This window comes from Prosthecobacter sp. GW821-HT29F12, assembly GCF_058803405.1.
The window spans coordinates 55167-71639 of the sequence record NZ_CM179517.1; the positions used below are offsets into that span (position 1 = coordinate 55167).

The 16473-nt window shown below is 58.8% G+C and carries 11 protein-coding genes; 5 read left to right on the plus strand and 6 right to left on the minus strand.

Annotated features, from left to right (window positions below; genetic code table 11):
- Positions 1-7: 7 nt before the first annotated feature.
- Genes AC3RLQ_RS00185 through polX form a run of 3 tightly spaced genes read left to right on the plus strand, consistent with a single transcriptional unit; the run spans position 8 to position 3873 of the window.
- Positions 8-1036: a fatty acid desaturase family protein gene (locus AC3RLQ_RS00185; protein ID WP_493033223.1), complete on the plus strand. Its 1029-nt coding sequence runs from the start codon at positions 8-10 to the stop codon at positions 1034-1036.
- Positions 1037-1061: 25 nt separating this feature from the next.
- Positions 1062-2081 (plus strand): UDP-3-O-(3-hydroxymyristoyl)glucosamine N-acyltransferase, encoded by a 1020-nt coding sequence (lpxD, locus tag AC3RLQ_RS00190; RefSeq protein WP_493033225.1) that lies wholly within the window; start codon positions 1062-1064, stop codon positions 2079-2081.
- Between the two features lie 49 nt (positions 2082-2130).
- Positions 2131-3873, plus strand: coding sequence for a DNA polymerase/3'-5' exonuclease PolX (gene polX, locus AC3RLQ_RS00195; protein ID WP_493033227.1), 1743 nt, complete (start codon positions 2131-2133; stop codon positions 3871-3873).
- Between the two features lie 30 nt (positions 3874-3903).
- Here polX and AC3RLQ_RS00200 read toward each other — a convergent pair whose 3' ends face one another.
- From AC3RLQ_RS00200 to AC3RLQ_RS00220, 5 genes are all read right to left on the minus strand, one after another.
- The gene (locus AC3RLQ_RS00200) at positions 3904-4599 is read right to left on the minus strand and encodes a pentapeptide repeat-containing protein (protein WP_493033229.1); all 696 of its coding nucleotides are present in this window, start codon (positions 4597-4599) and stop codon (positions 3904-3906) included.
- A gap of 47 nt (positions 4600-4646) precedes the next feature.
- Positions 4647-6944 carry an autotransporter domain-containing protein gene (locus AC3RLQ_RS00205; RefSeq protein ID WP_493033231.1) on the minus strand — a complete coding sequence of 766 codons (2298 nt, stop codon included), beginning with the start codon at positions 6942-6944 and terminating at the stop codon, positions 4647-4649.
- A gap of 554 nt (positions 6945-7498) precedes the next feature.
- Complete coding sequence (locus AC3RLQ_RS00210) at positions 7499-8341, minus strand: NlpC/P60 family protein (protein WP_493033233.1); 843 nt, start codon at positions 8339-8341, stop codon at positions 7499-7501.
- Positions 8342-8365: 24 nt separating this feature from the next.
- Positions 8366-9670, minus strand: coding sequence for a M20 metallopeptidase family protein (locus AC3RLQ_RS00215; RefSeq protein ID WP_493033235.1), 1305 nt, complete (start codon positions 9668-9670; stop codon positions 8366-8368).
- A 10-nt stretch (positions 9671-9680) separates the two neighbouring features.
- On the minus strand, positions 9681-13670 hold the full coding sequence (locus tag AC3RLQ_RS00220) for an outer membrane protein assembly factor BamB family protein (RefSeq protein WP_493033237.1): 3990 nt from the start codon (positions 13668-13670) through the stop codon (positions 9681-9683).
- A 63-nt stretch (positions 13671-13733) separates the two neighbouring features.
- Between AC3RLQ_RS00220 and AC3RLQ_RS00225 the strand changes: the two genes are divergently transcribed.
- Entirely contained in the window at positions 13734-14693 is a 960-nt protein-coding gene (locus AC3RLQ_RS00225; RefSeq protein ID WP_493033239.1) for a hypothetical protein, read from the plus strand.
- Here AC3RLQ_RS00225 and AC3RLQ_RS00230 read toward each other — a convergent pair.
- Positions 14674-15549, minus strand: a complete 876-nt coding sequence (locus AC3RLQ_RS00230) for a hypothetical protein (protein ID WP_493033241.1) — start codon at positions 15547-15549, stop codon at positions 14674-14676. The two genes, AC3RLQ_RS00225 and AC3RLQ_RS00230, sit on opposite strands and share 20 nt — an antisense overlap.
- A 164-nt stretch (positions 15550-15713) precedes the next feature.
- Here AC3RLQ_RS00230 and AC3RLQ_RS00235 point away from each other — a divergent pair, with 164 nt between their 5' ends.
- Positions 15714-16457: a lysozyme inhibitor LprI family protein gene (locus tag AC3RLQ_RS00235; protein WP_493033243.1), complete on the plus strand. Its 744-nt coding sequence runs from the start codon at positions 15714-15716 to the stop codon at positions 16455-16457.
- Positions 16458-16473: the final 16 nt, after the last annotated feature.

Below are 16473 nucleotides of genomic sequence, written 5' to 3' on the forward strand. Positions count from 1 at the left end.
AACTCACATGACTAGTGGCCTGGCTATAGCCGATACCATCAATCTTGGCGGCAGAAACAGGACGGGCACCGAGCTTATCCTGGCCACCAAGCCTTTCACCGTGGACGACCCCGTCAAAAGCTGGTGGTACATCCTTTCTACGACCGCGCTCTGGCTTGCAGTGATCGCTGGCACGCTGTGGATTCCCTACCTTGCGGCGAAGCTGGCGCTCAGCGTGCTTTCCGGGTTGTTGCTGCTGCGTTTGTTCGTGATCTATCATGACCAGCAGCACAACGCCATCCTGCCGAATTCCAAGCTCGCAGAATGGATGATGCGTGGCTTTGGCATTCTCGCCCTCAGTCCCAGCAGCATCTGGCGCAGTTCTCACAATCATCATCACAACCACAACTCCAAGATCAAGGGGTCGCACATCGGGTCCTTCCCGATCATGACGAAGGAGCACTACCTGAAGGCGTCCAGGTCCGCGAGGTTGATCTATCTCTTCATGCGTCACCCGCTGACGATTCTCTTTGGCTACGTCTTTGTGTTTCTGCACGGCATGTGCCTGCGCCCGTTTGTGACGAAGCCGCGGCAACATGTGGACTGCCTGCTGGCCCTGCTGGTGCACGGAGGAATCGCCGCTGCGCTGATTTATTTCTTTGGCTGGCAGATGTGGCTGCTGGTGCAGGTGATCCCGCATTTCATCACATACGCCATCGGGTCCTACCTCTTCTATGCGCAGCACAACTTTCCGGACGTGGCCTTTTATGACAAGGCGGGCTGGACCTATGAGCGCGCCGCACTGGATTCTTCCAGCTATATGAAGACCAGCAAGCTCATGGCCTGGTTTTCGGCCAACATTGGCTACCATCACATTCATCATCTGAACGCACGCATTCCCTTCTACCGTCTGCCTGAGGTGCTGAAGGCCATGCCTGAACTGCAGAAGCCGAAAGTCACCACCCTGAGCCCGCGCGACATCCTGCGCTGTCTGCGGCTCAAGGTCTGGGACACAGAACTGCAGCGGATGGTGCCGCTGCCTTCATCAACGCGGTAACAGCCACGGGCTCACCGACAACCACATGTTCACCGCATCAAATCTTGCAGAGCTGATCGGTGGTGAAGTGGTGGGGGATGGATCTGTCATTCTCACGGGCATCGCTCCTGCGGATGTAGCATCGGCTGGCGATCTCACTTTTGCGGAAAAACCCAGCTACTTGGCTGCTGCCGAAGCCGGCATGGCCAGCGCCATCTTGGTGCCCCGAGGTTTTGAATCTGCCACTAAAGTGCTGATCCGGGTGAAGGATGCGCGAATTGCCATCGCCAAGGTGCTGCCGCTGTTTTTTCCGCCTGAAAGGATTGCCGCGGGCATCCATGCGAGCGCGGTGGTCGATTCTTCGGCACTAATTGATCCGACTGCCAGCGTTGGTCCGCATTGTGTCGTGGGTGCCGGTGTCAAGCTGGGGAAAAACTCGGTGCTCATGGGCGGCAATCACATCGGCCGGGACAGTCAGGTGGGGGAGGAGGTCTGTCTGCACCCCAACGTGGTGCTGTATGCCAGGACTCAGATAGGCAATCGCGTGAACATCCATGCCGGCACCACCATCGGTTCGGATGGGTACGGGTATGTTTTTGACCAGGGCCACCACCGCAAAATGCTGCAGGTGGGGAACGTCGTGATTCATGATGATGTGGAGATCGGTTCCAATACCTCGATTGATCGTGGTGCGCTGGGCTCCACGGTGATCGGGCAGGGAACGAAGATCGACAATCTGGTGCATGTGGCGCACAACGTGGTGATGGGACGCCATTGCCTCATCATGGGCCAGGTGGGCTTTGCCGGGAGCACGCATCTCTCTGACTATGTCGTCATCGCCTCGCAGTCGGGCATCGGGGGGCACCTCAAGCTAGGCGCCCAGTCCACCATTGGTGCCAAATCAGGTGTGATGCGCGACGTTGCGGCGGGTGACACCGTGCTGGGTTATCCTTCGGCATCCGACAAGCAGGCGAAGCGCCAGTGGATCGCGGTGTCGAAGATGCCGGACGCTTTGCGGCGGTTGAAGACTCTGGAAAAGCGGATGAACGGCGGCAAAGAGGCTTAATGGCCTTTTTCGCGCTTCACCTCAGGGCAACTCACGCCATGATGTGGGCATGACACGCGAAGACGCCGCCACCATCTTTGAACGCATCGCCCTGCTGCTCGAACTGAAAGGGGAAAACACTTTTAAAGTACGCGCCTACCGAACCGGTGCGGAGATCGTGGAAAGCTACAGTGGCGACATCATGAAGCTGGCTGCCGAGAACCAACTCGCAGGTATCAAGGGACTCGGGGAAGCACTGCGAGACAAGCTGCATGAAATGGCCACCACGGGGAAGCTGGAATTCTACGAGAAGCTCAAGGCAGAATTTCCGGACACGCTGTTTGAGTTGTTCGATGTGCAGGGACTTGGGCCCAAGAAGGTGGCCGCGCTGCATGCGGAGCTGGGGGTCTCATCCATCGCCGATTTGAAGCGCGCCTGCGAGAGCGGCGAGGCGGCAAAGCTTTCCGGGTTTGGCGGTAAAACGGTGGAGAAAATTCTCGAAAGCATTGCCTTCCGTGAGCAGCATGCGGCGGAGTTTCGTTTGGATCTGGTGCAGCCGCTGGTGCAGGAGATTCTGGAGGCGCTGCGTCAGCACCCGAACGTTTCGCACGCCGAGGTGTGCGGCAGTTTCCGCCGTGGCAAGGAGACGGTGCATGATCTTGATTTCCTGGTGGCCACTCGGAAGCCGGAGCTGGTCATCGAGGACTTTGTGCAACTGCCACTGGTGGTGGATATCATCGCCAAAGGGCCGACGAAAGCCAGCGTGCATGTGACTCACGGGGTGCAGTGCGATCTGCGTGCCGTATCAAGCAAGGAGTTCCCCTTTGCACTCGCCTACTTCACCGGCAGCAAGGAGCACAATGTGGCCATCCGACAACGTGCGCTCGCGCGTGGCTGGTCGCTCAATGAGTATGCATTCACTCCGGTGTCGGATCATGCGGATGCGCCTGTCATTCCACCGATTCATGATGAAGCGGAACTCTACCGCGCGCTGGATCTCGACTTCATTGACCCCGAGCTGCGTGAGAATACGGGCGAGATCGACGCGGCTGAGCACGGTGGGCTACCGCGCCTCGTTTTGCTTGAAAATCTTCGTGGTGTTTTCCACAACCACACCACCGCCAGCGATGGCGGCGCGACCTTGCGCGAGATGGCGGATGCCGCGCATGAACTCGGCCTGCAGTACCTCGGCATCGCCGATCACAGCAAGTCATCCTTCCAGGCGAACGGGCTGAGCGAAGAGAGGCTGCTGGCGCAGATTCAGGAGATCAAGGCGTTGAATGAAGAGATGGCCGAAAAGGGTTTCCGCATCTTTGCCGGCAGCGAGGTGGACATCCTCAAGGACGGCAGTCTGGACTTCAGTGATGAGATCATGGGCCAACTCGACTACGTGGTCGCCTCCGTGCACAACGTGTTCAATCTGCCCGAGGCCGAGATGACGAAGCGCATCATTCGTGCCATTGAAAATCCGCACGTTACCATGCTGGGACATCTCACGGGCCGGCTGCTGCTGCAGCGCCCAGCTTACAACGTCAATGTGGCTGCGGTGATTGATGCGGCAGCGGAAACAGGCACGATCATTGAGCTCAATGCGAGCGCGTGGCGTCTCGACATGGACTGGCGCTGGTGGAAGCTCGCGAAAGCGAAAGGCGTGAAATGCAGCATCAATCCTGACGCGCATAGCACGCACGGATTGCAGGCGGTGATCTACGGCATCAAAGCCGCGCGCAAAGGCTGGCTCACGCGCAAAGACGTGATCAACTGCCTGCCGCTGGGTGAGGTGGAGGATGTGCTGCGGGCGAAACGCGGGTGAATGCCTGGCTGTGGGCTTCAGGCCCATCAGTTATCTGATCTCGATCCCCAGGCAGGAGAGCAGGCTCATCGCCTCTGGAAGTTCGAAAACGGCGCCTTTGACCTTGTTCTGGGTCACATCGATCACGTAGTTCTGGGCTCCCGTGAAAATCGCTCGTTCTAGGTCTGTGTGATTGAAGACAGCGCCCGCAAGATTACACCCGTCAAACTTGGCTTCACGAACTGACGCATCGGTGAACACGACTTCCTTCATACGGGTGCCTGAGAACCTGGTCTTGTTAAGCTTCATTCCAAAGAAGCTGGAGTAGTCCAGTAGTGAGTCTAAAAAGGTCGCATTGAATGCAAATCCGGTTTGGTACCAGTTGATGCCTCGCAGCTTACAGTTCCGGAAAATGACGGAACTGTAAGAAGATCCTGTCACATTGGCCAAAGAGAGGTCAGATGATTCGAATTCACAACTCTGAAAAGTACACCTGTTGAAAGTGGTTCTCTCGAAGGTGCAGTTGGAGAACTTGCAACGAGAGAAATCAACCCCTTCCAGCACTTCATCGCTCCAGTTGGCGGTGATCTCTTCAGAAGCGCAGGTGGAATCAGCTGTCGGAATATGATCCATCGGAATTTCGTGGTTGGGGCAGTGTGAACCGCCGTTTTTCGAAGCGGCAAGGAGTGTAATCCATGTGAGGTGCTGGTGCAAAGACCACCTAGCATCCATGGAAAAAGGAGGCATTGCCTTTCAGCAATGCCTCCCGGGATTTAACGGTGAACGTTAATGACTTAGAACTTATAGCTGAGGCGCAGGCCGACGTAATGTGCCTCCACAGACTGACGGAAGAACTGACCCTGGTAGTTAAGCAGCAAGCCGAGGTTCGGGGTGAACTGGAAGTTCAGGCCAGCTCCTGCGACCATGTAATCCTGGCCATAGCTCTGACTGCCGCCGCTTACCACGAATGGCTGATTGATGAGGCCAATGGTGGCGCCGCTGTTGTTGCTCAAGTTCTGGCGCTCGTAGCTCAGACGGGCCTGTGCAGTGATGACGGCGAAGTCTGTTTTGACATACTTGCTCACCGACCAGCCAATGCGGGAGATCAGGGACTCAGCGGTACGTTTGTTGTAGGCCAGGGCCCCAAGGCCGCCACCAGACTCTCCATAGGCGTCAATGGAGACGTGGGTGTAGTCGAGTCCAATGAACGGACCGGTCACCAAGCTGTTGTTCTGGAAACGGAAGTTCCAGCCCGAGTTAAACTGCACCGTGTTGGTGTAGGCGTCGGTGTTACCGTTAGCCATGCCGAACCCGATCGGGTTGCGGTTCGTTTCGATGTCATAGCTGCCGAAGCTATAAAGGAGATCCGCCCAAAATGCCTTCTTCACATAAGAAGTGTAGGCGCTCAGCGCATAACCATTCATGTCCATGGAGCCGACGCCATTCCCGAAGGTCTGTTTGGACTCCAGCCAGTTGAGGGCGAAACCAATGGCCACATTCGGTGTGACATGAACCTCAGCGCCGACTCCTGGACTCCAGCTGTCAGACTGGATTCCCGCCTGCTGACTGCCGAGAGCACCGAGCCTGGCGTTGTTGTAGTTTGCCGTGGCAAAAACCTGCCACAGACCCGTCTGGGGACGGCGCTGAACCGTTGGTCTTGGTGCAGGGTTCTTGCCAGAACCGTTGCCCGGATCATTGACCACGGCCTGGTCGTACTCGCTGTCATCGGACAGGTCGCCCTGACCCGCACGGAGGAAGAACAGGCGTCCATTCACATCCGTGAGGACACTCTGAGTACTGGCAAGCACGGCCTGCCCCATGGCGTTGGCCATTTGCAAACCGGTGATGGTGTCGATGATCGTGAAGACACCGGAAGTCTGGCTGAAATTGCCCACCTGAGTCGCTGTGAGATTCAGAGCAGAGGTGTCGAGATTGCCGGTGAGACCCAGATTGCCGGTAATGGAGCCTGGAACGAGATTCACCACTTTCCAGCTGTCTCCACCCGTGAAGCCTGTCATCGCTGTAGGATTGCCAATGACCAGGGTGCCGCCAGCAACAGAATTGAGATTGCCGCCGAGGTTGAACGTGTCAGAAGAACCTGGAATGACGGTGTTGTTTCCAAGACCGGCACCGGTGAAGAGATCGACCGCCAAAGTACTGCCGGCTCCCATGGTGATCGCGCCTGCGCCTGAGGTGGTGATTGAGAGTGTGGATGCAACAGGAATGACTGTGGAATCGCCTACAACAATCGCCCCGTTGTTGAAGATGGAAGCTCCCGCAGCCTCTGTGATGATTCCCGTGCCTGAAAGCGTGGCGCCTGCGGCAATGGTGTAATTTCCGCCACCGGCATGGGTGCCCAGCACATTGAGAGTTCCCGCGTTGACTGCCGTGGTGCCCGTATAGGTGTTGGGAAGGATGTTCGATGTCGTGAACGTTCCTGCGCCATTTTTGACCAGTGAGCCGCCGACGCCACTCAGAACACCACTGTAGGTGGTTGAGGTGTTGTCACCGCCTGTGGTCAGGGTATTGGCGTTGAGGGTGGTGTCGCCGCTGCCTGCAAGGCTGCCGATGGTTTCACTTGTGAGCAGGTCGAGTGAACCTGGTGCCGTCACGGTCACTGCGGACGTGTCTGCAATCGCTGCTCCGTTTTGAAGCTGCAGGATGCCCTGATTGACGGTGGTGGTCCCAGTGAAGGTGTTCGTGCCGCTCAAAAGAAGCGTTCCTGCACCATTTTTGACAAGTGAGCCGCCGACAACCGTGTCAGAGATCGCACCCGAGATGGTTGTATTGTTGGTGCCATCGACCGTCAGTGCCTGACCTGCCAGATCAACCGCAGAGCCCACACTCAGCCCCCCCAACGGGACAAGGCCTGAATTCCACGTCTGTGCTGCACCCAGGGTGATGCCCGTACCACCAAAGCTAATCGTCTGCACGCTGGCCGAATTGTTGACGATACCACCACTGAGAGTGATCCCATTCCCAGTGAGATTGAAAGCGCCCGCACCCAGATTGAAGGTGATGCCAGGGGTGAGAGGGACGAGAGGGTCGCCGACACTAAGACCGACAAGGTCATTGTTCGGGGTTAGGTTCACAATCCCCCCAAACTGAATGCCCGCGCTATAAACTGGCGCCGTGTCAAGGTCCCAGTTGGTGCTAGTTGACCACAAGGCGTCCCCGCCTCCGCCATCCCAGATCTGGCCTGCTTTGACTTTTGGGTCAAGACTGCCCAAGGTTAGCAGTGCCAATGCGAGAAGGCCCCCGCAGGAGCCCTTGCTTCGCAAGGTATTATTTTTCGATGAGGGTTTGTTCATGAGTATGTTTTTGTTGGGTTGGTTTCGAGAAACGTCCGGATTTTCCGCACGTTCGGGGCTGCATAGTTGAATGCTGCTCAGGATGCCATGGGGTGAAACCCTGCCTTGCCTTGCGTTTGCCGCCGATCAGACCTGAGCGGAGATCAGCCTCTGGATGTCTATGGCCATTAGCCTGAATGGCAGGGAGAGGAGAAAGAGCTCCTGCGTGGGGTGATCGTGGGGCACTTCCACCCGGTGCCAGCAGTTGGGTGTTCTTCAGCCGTTGGTACTTTGGACGAGACAGCACGATTCATGCTGGCATTTGCAGCCGGGGCGGGTTCCTCCGCGCTGCAGCTTTACGGTCCCTCTGGAATGATGCGCAGGGCATGGCTGGCCTTGCTGGCGTACCAGTAACCGCGTTTGAATGGACGCAGGTGGATGCCGTTGGGGATGGACACGCCGTTGCTGTCCTTGGTGCCGCTGCCCGTGCTGTCGAGAATCAGCGGCACGCCGTCGGGGCTGCGGCCGATTTTGCCGACCCACAAGACAACGTGCGAGACTTCGCCCCTGTTGTTTTTCACGAACAGGAGGTCGCCGGTGAGCAGGGTGGTTTCAAAGTCCTCGTATTTGGAGGGAAGCTCGATGCGTTTCACCGTTGTGGTGCGGCCTGCGCCGGGACCGGGGGCGGCGGTCAGCATGGATTGATCCTGGACGTCGCCGGTCGGCTTGATGCCGAGGGCGAGGTTGTAAACGAAGGCGGTGAAGTTGCTGCAATCGAGGCCCTTGGTCACTGGCGTGGTTTGTTTCTCATCCTTGGGCCAGTCTGCCGGCGGCTCCCAGTCCGGGATGTGGTGGTGCTGGTAGGTGTAGCCGACAAAGCGCAAGCCCGTGGCAATGACGCGCTGGCGCGACCACTCCGGGCTTTTGGATGCGATGCCTGCGGGAGGATCAAAATGCTTGGCCGCAGGTCCCCAGTAACGCCAGCGTTTTTGATAGGAGGCATCATACCAGTCGCGGTAGGGCACGCTCGCCTGATCCTTCCAGCTGCCGCGTGGTCCTTCAAGGAGATCACCGATCAGATCTTCCTGCTTGAATGTGAATTCGACTTTGTAAGGAGACGTGTAATCAGCGGCACAGAGCGTGGTGCCGCAAAGGGTGATGGCGAAGACGACGAAGCGGTGGAGGTGGCTGGCCTGCATGGTCATGCAGAAACGCCGTGATGGTCATTTGTTTGCATCCAGAAAATCACACACTGCCGCCGCCATCACGGCGACGCCGGTTTTGATGCTCTCTTCATCGCAGTCGTACATGGGCGTGTGGCCGCCGTAGGTCATGCCTTTCTCCTCATTCGCCACGCCGAGACGGAAGTAGAAGCCGGGGACGACTTGCGCGAAGTAGCTGAAGTCTTCGCCGCCCATGCCGGGGATGAGTTCAATGACGTTCTGCTCACCGACGATTCGTTTGAAGGCTGGCAGCGTGGCATTGATGAGCTTGCGGTCGTTGAGAATGCTTGGGTAGGTTTTACGGTACTCCATCTCATAGGTGGCGCCGTGGGCTGAAGTGACGCCTTTGAGGATGCGCTCCATCTGCTCGATGATGCCGTCACGGAATGCGGCATCGTAGGTGCGCACGGTGCCGCCGAGTTCGACTTTCTCCGCGACGATGTTTTCGCGGTCACCACCGCTGATGGTGCCGATGCTGATGACGAGCGGCTGGCGGGTGTTGGTCTGGCGGCTCTTGATCATCTGCAGCGCCATGATGGCCTCTGCGGCCACGGCGATGGCATCCACGCCTTTGTGCGGCGCGGAACCGTGCGCCATCTTGCCATGGATGGTGATGTGGAAGCGGTCGCTGTTCGCATTGTCGATCCCGGGTGTGAAGCCGATCTGTCCGGCTTTCAGATAATGGGCTGCATCATCCGTGGTGCCCGCTGGCTGCACCACGGCTGTGGTGTGCAGGCCGAAGACCGCCGCAGGTTTCGGATTTTCCATGGCGCCTTCAGCCACCATGAGCTTGGCACCCCATTCGCCTTTGAAAGTGGCGGGCATGGCTTCTTCAGCGGGCTGAAACAGAAACTTCACGCTGCCTTTGACGAGGTCGCGATGCTTCGACAGCAATTCTGCCACTCCAAGCGCGCAGGTCACATGTACATCATGACCGCAGGCATGCATGACGCCGGGGTTTTGTGAGCGGTAGGGCACGCTGCGCAGTTCCTTGATGGGCAGCGCATCCATGTCAGCACGTACGGCCACGCAGGGGCCAGCGTGCCCGCCTTTCAGCAGCGCAACCACGCCATGCTTTGCCACGCCGGTTTTGATGTCGGTGAAACCAAGCTCCTTCAAACGATCCGCCACCAGCTTGGCGGTGCGCTCCTCTTCGTTCGACAATTCCGGATGCATGTGGATGTCCCGCCTGATTTCCACGAGCTGCGGAAACATCTCCGAGATGCTCTTTTGGAAGATAGCGTCGCGAGTGTCAGCGGCGAAGGAAGACGCGCAGAGGATGAGTGGAACGATGAAGTGCTTCATGGGGTGCGCCTTACCTTTGCGCCACTCCTCCGGTGATTTCCTTGGCGTTGGTGCGCAGGATTTCGATGCCATTGAGGATGGGCGCGCTGGCGGGAGATGCGGGAATCAGTTCCAGCACGAGGTTGTCGGTCACCGGAATGTTTTCAAACTGTTCCACGATGGCTCCCTTGCGGGTGGCGGGGTCAAAGGCTTTAAGCACGATCTTGTCACCGAGCTTGACGTCGAAGACACGCTGCCCGGGCTGATCGTCTGCCAGCGCTGCAAACATGAGCTTCACGGTGTAGGTCGCGGGCGGCTGGCCTTTGGCGAGAAGCGGGATGTCGAGCTTTGTCAGTTCGCGCAGACCGCTGGTGAAGATCCAGGGGGTATCGTGGCCTGCGATGGAATGACTTTCGGAGTTGAAGGCATACGCGCCGCCGGTTTTGCTGGTGTATTGCGGTTTGAAGTCCAGCGGCAGATCGATGCCTGCACGGCTGCTGGGGCGTGGGTAGCCGAGCCAGAGCTTGCCGTGTGCATCGCGGCGGTCTCCCGGGGCTCCCAAATTCAAAGCCATGTGCTGCACAGGCAGGGAGGGGCCATCCGCGCTGTACACGCCCCAGTTCATGCGGTCTTCACGTGGCTCAAACACCACGGTGCTGGCGATGGAGAAGAGGCAGACACAGCCCGCGCTGGCCTCGGGGATCATGACGAGACCGTTGGCGGGGATGGTATTGATCCAGCAGCCGAGACGATGGCCGGCAAAATGTTCGGTGCCGCTGTCGCTGTCGCGATCATAGAACGCGGTGAACTTGGAGCGGAAGAACATCATGTTAGGAGTGGCTGAAATCGCGCCGCAGTGGTGGCCGGGGCGGGCAAACATCCATGCGGACTCCTCGCCGGTGAGGGGATGTTTGCGCGTTTTTTGAGCGCCGGTGTAAAGATCGTAGCTCCACGGTTCGGCGATGATTTCGTTGTCGATCACCACCGGGCGGTGGCGGTAGTTTGCGTCCTTGGCCCAGACTTTGTCGCCTTTGTTCGCGTCCAGCACGACGAGACGGCGGCGTTTGAACTCACCGCTCAAGAACTGCTCCCAGTAGTGGCCGTTGGCGTTGGCACCACCGAGCACGAGGTGGCCGTTGTGATACATGAGGGTCAGGGCGCCGCCGCCGATGCCGATCTCGCTGCAATCCGTCACATCGACGGGTTTGGCCCATTGCTGGACGCCGGTGGCGGCATCGAGCGCCACGGCCATGCGCAGGTCGTTGTTTTTCACGCGGTCCTCGGCCAGTTCACGCTCCTTGCCGGTGAGCTTGGCGAGGGCGGACTTGTCCTCTGCCAGCATGAGGGCGCGCTGCTCGGGGGTGAGCGAGGCATCGATGAAGAACAGGCGGCCGTCTCCGATGGCGATGCTGACGTGGGAGATGTGCTTGCCCTGATGCGTCCATTTCAATGTGCCGGTCTTCACATCAAAGGCAAAGATGCGATCGGTCGAAATCGAACCGCTCTTGCCACGGCGTGCCACTTCCGCCGCCTTTTCGACGCGCTCGGTTTCGGTGCCATAGAGCAGACCGTCTTGATAGGCAATGTAGCCCCACTGCAGATCTTTTTTGGTGCCTGCACCGGGGATTTTCAGGGTGCGCACGATCTTGCCCGTGGCCGCATCAAACTGAATGCACTCATCCTCCATGAGCATGAAGAGGAAGTCGTCGCTCGCGGCCATGTTGCCGGGTTCGCGGGCGTTGTACACGCCGATGCGCATGGCACCCGGGTTCTTGGTCTCCCAGAGAAGCTGGCCGTTGTAGGCGTCATAGGCCATCACGCTGTCTTCGCCCTGCACAAACAGGCGTCCGTTCACCGAGAGCGGTCCTACGGCTCCGTCGTGGCGATTGACCACTTTGCCGGGGCCGGGATCGCCATACCAGAGCACGCTCAGGCCGCCTTTGATGCGGTGGTCGTCGGTGCTGGAGGTGTTCGCCGCGTTGCCATACTGGTGGGACCATGAACTCGCGCCAGGCAAGGAGGAACGCGTGAGGACGCTCCAGCCATCGTTGCTCGCAAGGGTGGCTTTCTCATCCGTCAGTTTTGTGGCGGCGAGCCATGCGGCAGTTTGAGGTGTCGCCTTGAAGCAGAACTTGCCGCCAATGGGCTTCAGGTGCCGCGCCACATCTGCCGGGATACCCAGCGGCTCTGAGCTGTCGCTCACGATCAAATTCGCGCAGTAACTTGAATACGGCATCACCGCGAGATCGAGGTGATCCACCGTGATGCGGGTGCCGTAGAGACCCGTAGCGAGGAGTTCCCGGCGCGCGGTGGCGACTTTTTTCTCATCGGCATCGACACCGAAAATGACGAGTTGGCTGCGTTTGGCGAGTTCATAGGCGAGCTGCCCTTTGTTGTTGCCCAGGACGATGCAGAAGCCCTTGGTGATGCCGGTTTGCTTCAAGATGGCTTCTGCTGCTTCTGCATGGGCTTTGTCCGAAGGAAAGTCATTCGGCTTCTTCTCAGCGATGATGTCTGCTGCTTTGGCACCAAAGACATACACGCGGCCCGTGGTGGTGCTGACGACGAGATGACCGTCTGAGGCAGCCAGTCCACGCGCCTCGCCATCCACGGCTGCTTTCCATGCCTGCTTGCCGGTTTCGGCGTCAATGGCGATCACTTCACCCTTGCCGCCGGCGATGACGGTTTTGCCCGCGATGATCAGTGCGGATTGATGGGGCGTATCGAGTGACCATTTCACTCCGGCATCCGTGGAGGCGGCGAGATCGGCCTTGTGCTGCGCGATCTCATCCTGCTTCGCCTTGTAGGCAATGCGGAGGGGTTCGTATTTCTCGGCGATGGCGGCGAGATCCGCCTGAGCGATTGCAAAGGCCTTGGGATCGTCCTTTACCTTGCGCGTGGCGGCTTCGGCGGCCTGGAACTTCTTCGCTGCGGCGACTGCGGGGTGTTTTTTCAAATCGGCGCTGAGCTTGGAGATGGCCACTTCATGGCCGTGGCGGATGCGGGTGCCTTCGGCGTGCTTGGTGCGGTCCACGGCGATGATTTTGGTGCCATTCGCCATGTAGCCCATGTCGCCGGCCAGGGTCATCTGAGTGCCTGCGAACCAGGCGTAGCCCGATTTCTGCTTCTCCTGATCCAGGGCGAGGATGTGATGCTCGCCCACGGCGTAGATTTGATCGTCGGCCAGGAATGCCTGCGTGCCGCCGATGGGGCCGCCGGCATCACCGCGCCAGCCGGGTTCGGGTTTGGCGATGAGTTCGCCTGTTTTGCGATCAATCGACACCGCGAGCGATCTGCCGGAAGGGACAAAAAGAATGTCCTTCGTCGCGAGCAGGTAGCCCTGGGGGGAGAGGTCGTTGCGGCCGGCGTCCTTCTCGCTGATCGCATCGTTTTTCCAGATGATCTTCCCGGTGGCCGCCTCGACGGCGTAGATGAAGACTTTCTCATGTGGAAAGACGCCCGCGCCGAAATAGGCGATGCCGTCATCGACCAGCAACCCCGTGCGCACCGGCCAGCGTGAGATCATGCGGCCACGGGCGAGGATGCGTTCGTCGTGTGGTCCGGCGCGCAGCTTCCACACGAGGTTGCCCGTTTTGGCGTCGAGGCAGTAGGCATAGCCGTCATCGGAGCCCACGTAAACTTTTCCCGCCGCGATGGCAGGTGCCAGACGCATGGGGCCATTGGTGAAGAAGGACCACAGGTCCTTGCCAGTGGCGAGATCGCGGCAGATCACGCGACCATCCACAGACGAGCCAAAAAAGATCTTCCCAGCGCTGATGGCGACATGAAACACCTCATCAAAGCGGATGCGGTTCAGGGTTACGTGACTTTCAAAGACTCTGCCATCCTCGCCGGCCCAGGCCATCTGTGGTGCGGAGGCGGATTCAAAGGTCCATGCGGACTGCAGCGGGAGCTGAATGTCCTCTGTGGTCGCGCCGACGCGTGAGGCATCGTGCAGGTAGGTCGGCCAGTCGGCGCTGGCGGTGGAAAGGGCAAGCAGGAGGAGCAGGAGCGGTCGCATGATCGAACTAAAACGCGCACGGGATGCGAATTCATCCAAAGTGCTGCGTATTGTGCGGTGCCCATGCTGCGTCGTCTTGTCCTCATCCTCCTTTTGTGCGCGACCACTGCGTTCGCATGCTCCGTCCCGGTGTTTCGTTATGCACTGGAGCATTGGGCTGCAGATCCTTATCGGGTGATTGTGCCGCATGGGGTGAAGCTGGAGGGCAACTTCAAGGTCACGTTCGGCGCGGAGCAACGCATTGAACTGCGGCAGCCGCTCACGATGCGGAACGATGAGGTGATCTGGTCGGCGGATTATACCGAGGCGAATGCCAAGCTGCTGGTTGATTCACCGGCGCGGCAGCAGATCGCAGAGCGGCTTGGCAATGGAGAAAGCGCCGTGTGGGTGCTGCTGGAATGTGGCGACAAGACGAAGGATGCGGCGGCGGCAAAATTTCTTGAAGAACGCCTCGAATACCTCAGCAGCGTGATGGAACTGCCGAAGCTCGACCAGCAGGACGTGAAGAACGGCCTCGTTTCGATTCCTGGCGATGGATTGCGCCTGGCATTTTCGACGCTGAGGCTGAAACGCGATGAAGCTGCCGAGAGCGCCTTCATAGCGATGCTGCTGGCGAGTGAGCCGGACCTGCGCAGCCTCCATGAGCCGATCGCGTTTCCGATTTTTGGGCAGGGCCGGGTGCTTTATGCGCTGGTGGGCAAAGGCATCAAGGTGGAAACGGTGGATCGTGCGGCGCAGTTTCTCATTGGCTCCTGCTCCTGCCAGGTGAAAGAGCAAAATCCCGGCGTGGATCTCGTGATGGCGGTGGACTGGAAGCAGATGGTGAAGGCGCAGGCGCAGCCCGGGCAGCAACTGCCGGAGTTAAGTCAGATCGCCGATCTGCTGCCGCAGACGGTGAAGATTGAGGGGCAATCGTCAGCCCCCCCGCCTGAGCCTGACCGCTCGCGTTTGTATTGGGGCGTGGGGCTTGGGGTGTTCGCGTTGATCCTCGTGCTCAGATGGCTCAAGGGTTCGTCGCGTTGAGATCGAGGCCCAGTTTTTTGAGCTCCCACTCCTGCGCAGGCCAGTCGATCTGTGCCGGCGTGCCCACGGGTTTTTCGTTGGCGAAGATGCCGGCGGACAGTGCGCGGATGCGGCGGTGAGTGGCGTGTTTGTCCACGAGCGGCATCCCCTGCGTTTTTGGAGAGGGGTTTTGTGCGGCCTTCTCTTCTTCCTGCCAGACGGTGGCGAGTTGGTGAAGTGCGACGATGCGGTACCAGTGCCAGGGCTGCTCGCAGACCACGTTGTCACGGCACCAGCGCCAGTTGGCAAAGCGTTCCAGCTCGGCAGGACGCACGAGGAAACAGCGCACGCATTTGCGCCGCACCACCTGGCGGTCCTCGCAGGTCATGGCGAAGAGCCAGGTTTCACGAGGGAATGGCGTGATGGCCAGATGTCCAGCGATGTGGTTAAAGGCGTCGTTGAGCAATTCAAAGCCCAGCACGCCTTCCGTGCGCAGCACCGGCTTGCGCAGGGTGGTGATGTCGGCCAGTTCGCGCACAATTTTCCGTGCGGCAGGATTGTCGTAGAGATCATTCACGGTGGTGCTCGGCATCAGATTGCGAAAGAGGAGGACGTATTTGTCAGAGCCTGGCACGGGCGCGAGAAAGTGGGCCTGAAACAGCACATCATCCGAATCTCCACGGCGCAGTCGGTCGAGTGATTTCAAATGACGGCGGAAGAGCAGGAACCAGCTGGCACCAAATCCGAGCAGGAAACCGATGAACTTACCCGTGATTTCCGGCACTACGCGGTTCCATTCCAGATGTCGCAGCCAGTCCGCCACCTGCTGTGCATTCAAACTGCCGGCCCATTGGACGAATTGTTCGTAGAGATTCATGTAGATGACGTAGGGGAGCGAAGACGGCGGAGGCTAGAGTTAAAACATTGTTTGGCAAGGCGTGAACATGCATTCAAAACCTGCCGGAGCTTGATGATCAAGAGAGCGAAATAACAGGCGGCAAAACGTGGACATGCGGATGCCGGGAGCTAATCTGATGCCACATGCGAAACGCGATTTCATTCTTAACACTTCTGACGCTAACGGTCTGCCTCTGCACTGCCAGTGCACAGGACAAACCTTTGGATGCCAAGGCGGCGAAAGCGGCGTTCGAGAAAGCCGATCGCGCCCTGAATACAGCCTGGGCTGCGGCCAAGCAGACGCTGCCGGAAGAGGAGTTTAACAAGCTCAAGGAAGACCAGCGGGCGTGGGTGGAGTATCGGGATTATCTGGCACGCTCGCCCATGTTCACCGGTGCGGATGCCCAGGGTGACTTGGCGCTCGATTCACCGGAATATCTGGAGGCTGCCGCGGGCCTCGAAGACATGCGCACGGAGTGGCTCAAAGGTTTGATTCACGAGTGGAAAGACGAAACGCTGACCGGCTACTGGACGGACAGCTACGGCGGCAGCATTGAGGTCGTGGAGCGCGAGGGGCATCTGCATTTCATCATCCAATGCGTGCGCGGCCCCACCTCGCATGTGGGCGGGCTTTCGGGCATTGCGGTATGGAATTCAAAAATTGGCTGGTTCAGCGACAAAGGCCGGGACAAGGAAAAGACCGACGAGACGAATCTCAGCTTCATCCTCCGCGACAAGAAGCTCGAAGTCATCGGGGCGAATACCGGCTACTATCATGGTGCACGCGCTTATTTTGATGGCAGCTATGTCAAAGTGAAAGCACTGGACGCGAAGGCGCAGGCGAAGATTGTCAAAGCCGCGAAATCAGGCGACCTGCCGGAAGAATAAACTCATACCACGAACT